Raw genomic sequence first — 6,179 nt, forward strand, 5'->3', positions numbered from 1 at the left:
CCACCTCCGAAGTCATTCGCATGGCCAACGGCAAGAGCGGCGAGGGGTTCGTCGCGGTGAGCGCCGAAGCGCGCAAGCGTTTCTGGCTCGACCGCAGCCGCACGGCCGCGATCGCCAAGCACACGAACGCGTTCAAGATCAACGAAGACGTCGTGATCCCGTTGAATCGCATGGGCGAGTACACGGACGGCATCGAGCGGATCAACATCGAACTGTCGCTGAAGAACAAGCTGCAGCTTGTCGATGCCCTCGAAGCGTTCTTCAAGGGCGGCAACCTGCCGCTCGGCAAGACCGACGACGCAAACGAAATCCCGAGCGCCGAGCTGTTGGAGGACCGCGTGCAGCAAGCGCTGGCCCTGCTGGCGCGGGTGCGTGCCCGTTGGACGTTCGTGCGCGACAAGCTCGATCTGTCGCTGCGCGAGGCGCAGCACTACCTCGTTCAACTCGGCTACGAAGCGCTGGCTGAGAAATTCGCCGATCGTGTCGACGATCAACCGGGCGTGACCGTCTTCCATGTGATGCAAGACCGCACGATCCGCGCATCGTGGAAACAGGAGATCCGGGCCGAACTGCGCCAGATCTTCAATGGCGGCGAGTTCAAACCGATCCTCGACGAAGCGCAGGCGATCCACAAGAAGGTGCTGCGCGCGCGTGTGTTCGTCGCGCTGCACATGCACGCGGGCGACGGCAACGTTCATACGAACATCCCCGTCAACTCCGACAACTACGAGATGTTGCAGGACGCCCACAAGGCCGTCGAGCGCATCATGAAACTCGCGCGTTCGCTGGATGGCGTGATTTCGGGCGAGCACGGCATCGGCATCACGAAGCTCGAGTTCCTGACGGAAGCCGAGATTGCCGATTTCCGTGCGTACAAGGAACGGATCGATCCGCACGGCCGCTTCAACAAAGGCAAGCTGCTGCCGGGCGCGGATCTTCGCAACGCCTACACGCCGAGCTTCGGCCTGATGGGCTACGAATCGCTGATCATGCAGCAGTCGGACATCGGCGCGATTGCCGATTCCGTGAAGGACTGCCTGCGCTGCGGCAAGTGCAAGCCCGTGTGCGCGACCCACGTGCCGCGCGCGAACCTGCTCTACAGCCCGCGCAACAAGATCCTGGCGACATCGCTCCTGATCGAAGCGTTCCTGTATGAAGAACAGACGCGCCGCGGTGTGTCGATCAAACATTGGGACGAGTTCAACGATGTGGCCGACCACTGCACGGTCTGCCACAAGTGCGCGACGCCGTGCCCGGTCAAGATCGACTTCGGCGACGTGTCGATGAACATGCGCAACCTGCTGCGCAAGATGGGCAAGAAGAAGTTCAACCCGGGTGCGGCCGCGGGCATGTTCTTCCTCAATGCGACGAATCCGCAGACGATCAACGTCGCCCGCACGGCGATGATGGGCATCGGCTACAAGGCGCAGCGCCTGGGTAACGATCTGCTGAAGAATTTCACGAAGAAGCAGACGGCGCATCCGCCCGCGACGACGGGCAAGCGGCCTGTGGTCGAGCAGGTGATCCACTTCGTCAACAAGAAGATGCCGGGCAACTTGCCGAAAAAGACGGCGCGCGCGCTGCTTGACATCGAAGATAACAAGATCGTCCCGATCATCCGCAATCCGAAGACGACGACCGTCGATTCGGAAGCTGTGTTCTATTTCCCGGGCTGCGGATCGGAGCGGTTGTTCTCGCAGGTGGGTCTGGCCACGCAGGCGATGCTGTGGGAGGCCGGCGTGCAGACCGTGCTGCCGCCTGGGTATCTGTGCTGCGGCTATCCGCAGCGCGGAGCGGGGCAGTACGACAAGGCCGAGCAGATCGTGACGGACAACCGCGTCCTGTTCCACCGGGTGGCCAACACGCTCAACTACCTCGATATCAAGACGGTGGTGGTGTCGTGCGGTACGTGCTACGACCAGCTCGCCGGCTATGAATTCGACAAGATCTTCCCGGGATGCCGCATCATCGACATCCACGAGTTTCTGCTCGAGAAGGGAATGAAGCTCGAGGGCGTGAGCGGGACGCGCTACATGTATCACGACCCGTGCCATACGCCGATCAAGACGATGGATCCCGTCACGCTCGTCAATGAACTGATGGGGGCCGAGCACGACGGCTACAAGATCGCGAAGAACGAACGCTGCTGCGGCGAATCGGGCACGTTCGCGGTGGCGCGGCCCGACATTTCGACGCAGGTTCGCTTCCGCAAGGAAGAAGAGATCCGCAAGGGGGCGGCCAAGCTGCGCGAGATTCCGGTGACGTCGGCGGGGGCGAACGGCGGCGAAACGGCGCATGCCGGCAACGGCGCGGCCGACGTCAAAGTGCTGACGAGCTGCCCGTCGTGCCTGCAAGGTCTCTCGCGTTACAACGAGGATGCGGGCATCGAAGCCGATTACATCGTCGTCGAGATGGCACGCCACGTCCTGGGAGAGAACTGGATGGCTGACTACGTCGAGCATGCGAACAATGGCGGGATCGAGCGCGTACTGGTGTAATAGCGCCCATGCGCGGGGCGCCCGGGCGCAATTCGCGCCCGCGCCCGACAGCGCTGACCGACATTGGCCGATGCCAAGGGACGATGATGGATTGCGTATTTTGCCGTGAGGAAGGCGGGGTCGTGCTTTGGCAGGACGATGCATTGCGCGTCGTGCTGGCCGACGAGCACGACTACCCGGGCTTTTGTCGCGTGATCTGGAACGCGCACGTGGCGGAATTTTCGGATTTGCAGGCCGCCGAGCGCCATCATGTGATGCGCGCGGTGTATGCCACCGAGCGTGCGGTACGGCGTGTGCTGGCGCCCAATAAAGTGAATTTGGCCAGCCTCGGGAATCAGGTGCCGCACGTACACTGGCATGTGATTCCGCGTTTTACGAACGACGCGCACTTTCCGCTGCCGATCTGGGCGCCCCGGCAACGCTCCGTTTCGGAGGCGCTGCTCGCACAGCGGCGTGCACAGGCCACGCTGATCGCCGAGGCGCTGCGGCAGGAAATGTCGCAGGCCCCTGAGTGATGGGCGCCGCCGCCCGCGGCGCAACGCTTCGCGCGGGCCTATGCCGTGCGCCGCTGCGGGCGGCTGACAGGAAATGAGAGGCAAACGATGAGCGGACTGACTTCCCAGACGCCGGTGCCCACGGGCATCGTCGTCCATGCAAAATCGCGCGCGTTGGAACTGCGCTACCCGAACGGCCTCAGCTATCGGATTCCATTTGAATTGATGCGTGTGTATTCGCCCTCGGCCGAGGTGCGCGGACACGGGCCGGGACAAGAAACGCTGCAAACGGGCAAGCGCGACGTGACGATCGTCTCGATCGACGGCGTGGGCAATTACGCGCTGCAGCCGAGCTTTTCGGACGGCCACTCAACAGGCATCTATTCATGGGATTTGCTGTACGAGCTGGCCACGCAACAGGACGAACTGTGGCGCGCCTACTTCGACAAGCTCGCGAGCGCCGGGCTCGACCGCGATGCGCCGATGGCGGCGGCCGGTGCGCCGCGCGGCCACTGTCACTGAAACGAAAACGCGGAGGATAAACGCGATGAGCAAGACCCACTTTGGCTTCGAGACCGTCGAGGAACAGGACAAGGCAAAGAAGGTCGCGGGCGTGTTCCACTCGGTGGCCACGAACTACGACCTGATGAACGACTTGATGTCGGGCGGGCTGCACCGCGTCTGGAAGCAATTCACGATTGCGCAGGCGAATGTGCGCCCCGGCTATAAGGTGCTCGATATCGCCGGCGGCACGGGCGATCTGTCGAAGGCGTTCGCGAAGCAGGCGGGGCCGCAAGGCGAGGTCTGGCATACCGACATCAACGAATCGATGCTGCGCGTTGGGCGCGACCGTCTGCTGGACCGCGGCATCGTGACGCCATCGCTGCTGTGCGACGCCGAGAAAATCCCGTTTCCGGACAACCATTTCGACGTCGTCACTGTGGCGTTCGGGTTGCGCAACATGACGCGCAAGGAAGTGGCCATTTCCGAGATGCGCCGCGTGCTGAAGCCGGGCGGCCGCTTGCTGGTGCTGGAATTCTCGAAGGTCTGGGAGCCGCTCAAGAAGGCGTACGACGTCTACTCGTTCAAGGTTTTGCCGTGGCTTGGCTCCCGGTTCGCCCAGGATGCCGACAGTTATCGGTATCTTGCGGAATCGATCCGCATGCATCCCGATCAAGACACCTTGAAGACGATGATGGAGCAGGCGGGGCTCGACGGTGTGAAATATTACAATTTGTCAGCTGGCGTGGTAGCCTTGCACGTGGGGGTGAAATATTAGATCACCTAACGTCTTGTTTTTATAGGGAATACCAACATGGCCGGTTCGCTTTTCGATTCTTCCAAACAGCTTTCATGGCGTTTTTCGAAGCGAATCCGGCTCTTCGCAGTGGCGACGATGATAGCCGCCGGTACGCTCGTCACGCTCGACGCCGAAGCGAAACGAATGGGCGGCGGGCGCAGTATCGGGCGCCAGTCCCAAACGATGCAGCGCGATAGCGCACCGCCAGCACAGCAGCCGGCGCGTACGGCCCAGGCCGGCACGCAGCCGGGCGCGGGTGCTCAGGCGCAGCGTGCTCAAACCGCGCCGGCAGCGGCCGCCACGCCGGCGCGCTCGCGCTGGCTTGGCCCGATCGCGGGTCTGGCCGCGGGGCTCGGTATCGCGGCGCTGCTGTCGCACTTCGGGCTGGGCGGCGCTTTCGCCGGGGCGATGGCGAACGTGATCGTCGTCGCGCTGTTGGCGATGATCGGCATCTGGCTCGTGCGCAAGCTGCTGTCGTTGCGGCGTAAACCTGCGGCGCTGGCGACGGCGGGCGGCGCGATGCCTACGGCTCGCCAGGGCTTCGGCAGCGGGTACGACATGCCGGCGTCGAACGGTGGCTTATCGACATTGCCTGCATCGACCGCTTCGGCTGGGGCCGCAAGCGTCACACACGCGGCGTTCGCGCGCCCGGCCGATTTCGACGAGTCGGCGTTCCTCCATCATGCCAAGGTCAATTTCGTGCGGCTGCAAGCCGCATGGGACGCAGGCGATATGGCGGACATCCGTGCGTTTTCCACCCCGCAGATGTTCGCCGAATTGAAGCTCGATCTCGATGCGCGGGCCGGCGAGCGCAATCAAACCGACGTCGTCCAGCTTCATGCGGAGCTGATCGATCTGGCGGAAGACGACTTCGAGTACGTCGCGAGCGTGCGCTACAGCGGCTTGATCCGCGAAGCGCCGGGCGCGGCCGCGGAATCCTTCGCCGAAACATGGCAATTGACGAAACCCAAGCGCGGCGCGGATGGCTGGCTGCTCGCGGGCATCCAGCAGACGCCGGAGCAATCGAATGCGTCGACAGGCTCGCTCGGATCTTCGTCATGAGAGCGCTAACGGCGATCGCGTGCGCGATCGCCCTGCTCTGTGGGGCGCTGCATGCGAATGCCGGTCCGCAAAGGCGCTTCAATAGCCTCGTTTTTGAAAGCAAGGATCCCGGCAATCCAACGTTCCGATTCGAACAAGAGATTGCTTCCTGCGCCAGACCGATGGGCGAGGAAGGGTTCACCGTCAAGCCGGGCCAGGTATTCAGCCGGCACTATTACGAAAAGCTTTTCGAAGCCGGCTGCTTTTCCGAAACGAAGGAATTGGGCTGGATCGTCACCGCGACTCGGCCGCAAGACAACTTCAGATGGCAATGTCATGTCCGCCTCATCAACGGCATTGATTCCAAATCCGAGTGGTGGCGCGTCAAGATCCAAACGAAGGCGGTCGAGCCGGTCGCCCCGGGAACTGCCGACTTGTGTACCGATCGCACGCTGATTCGGTCGGCGGTCTGCGAAACGACCGACGAGTCGTCGTTCGAGCGTGCCGATTGCCTCAATCAGACCTCCGATTCGCACGGGAAAATCCGAATCACGCTCGGGGGGCCGCCGATGCCGGCGCACATTGCGCCGCAGGCGGGCGGTACGCTGACGACAAGCCCATTTGACTGAAGCGCGGAGGCGGACGAACGTCGCGTTCCACTTGCACCATCGCTCGCGGCGATGGCTGACGCTTCGCTGCTGCGGGAACAGGGCGTGTCTGGCACACCCCGCCCGCCAGTGCTTCCCCGCGATCGGGCGCTACAATAGAGGCCCGCGTAGGCTGCCGCCCGCGGGCTTTTTATTGCTCCCCGATGACTCTTGCCGCCAAGCCCTTTGCCGCCGCTGT

At 63.0% G+C, this 6,179-nt stretch carries 6 protein-coding genes; all 6 read left to right on the forward strand.

What is annotated here, in order from left to right; all coding sequences use genetic code 11:
- Positions 1-2,498: DUF3400 domain-containing protein (locus ACTHL0_RS21115; protein WP_440568850.1), on the forward strand; the 2,498-nt coding region annotated here is incomplete at its 5' end.
- 86 nt (positions 2,499-2,584) lie between these two features.
- Entirely contained in the window at positions 2,585-3,013 is a 429-nt protein-coding gene (locus tag ACTHL0_RS21120) for an HIT family protein (protein WP_440568855.1), read from the forward strand.
- 87 nt (positions 3,014-3,100) lie between these two features.
- Complete coding sequence (locus tag ACTHL0_RS21125) at positions 3,101-3,514, forward strand: gamma-butyrobetaine hydroxylase-like domain-containing protein (RefSeq protein WP_440568851.1); 414 nt, start codon at positions 3,101-3,103, stop codon at positions 3,512-3,514.
- A 25-nt stretch (positions 3,515-3,539) separates the two neighbouring features.
- Positions 3,540-4,271: a bifunctional demethylmenaquinone methyltransferase/2-methoxy-6-polyprenyl-1,4-benzoquinol methylase UbiE gene (gene ubiE, locus ACTHL0_RS21130; protein WP_440568852.1), complete on the forward strand. Its 732-nt coding sequence runs from the start codon at positions 3,540-3,542 to the stop codon at positions 4,269-4,271.
- A gap of 36 nt (positions 4,272-4,307) precedes the next feature.
- Positions 4,308-5,354, forward strand: a complete 1,047-nt coding sequence (locus ACTHL0_RS21135; protein WP_440568853.1) for a Tim44 domain-containing protein — start codon at positions 4,308-4,310, stop codon at positions 5,352-5,354.
- Complete coding sequence (locus ACTHL0_RS21140; RefSeq protein WP_440568854.1) at positions 5,351-5,962, forward strand: hypothetical protein; 612 nt, start codon at positions 5,351-5,353, stop codon at positions 5,960-5,962. Before ACTHL0_RS21135 ends, ACTHL0_RS21140 begins: the two co-directional genes overlap by 4 nt.
- The last annotated feature ends 217 nt before the right edge of the window (positions 5,963-6,179 follow it).

Origin of the sequence: Trinickia sp. (assembly GCF_051961175.1) — a bacterium.
Taxonomy (GTDB): Bacteria; Pseudomonadota; Gammaproteobacteria; order Burkholderiales; family Burkholderiaceae; genus Trinickia.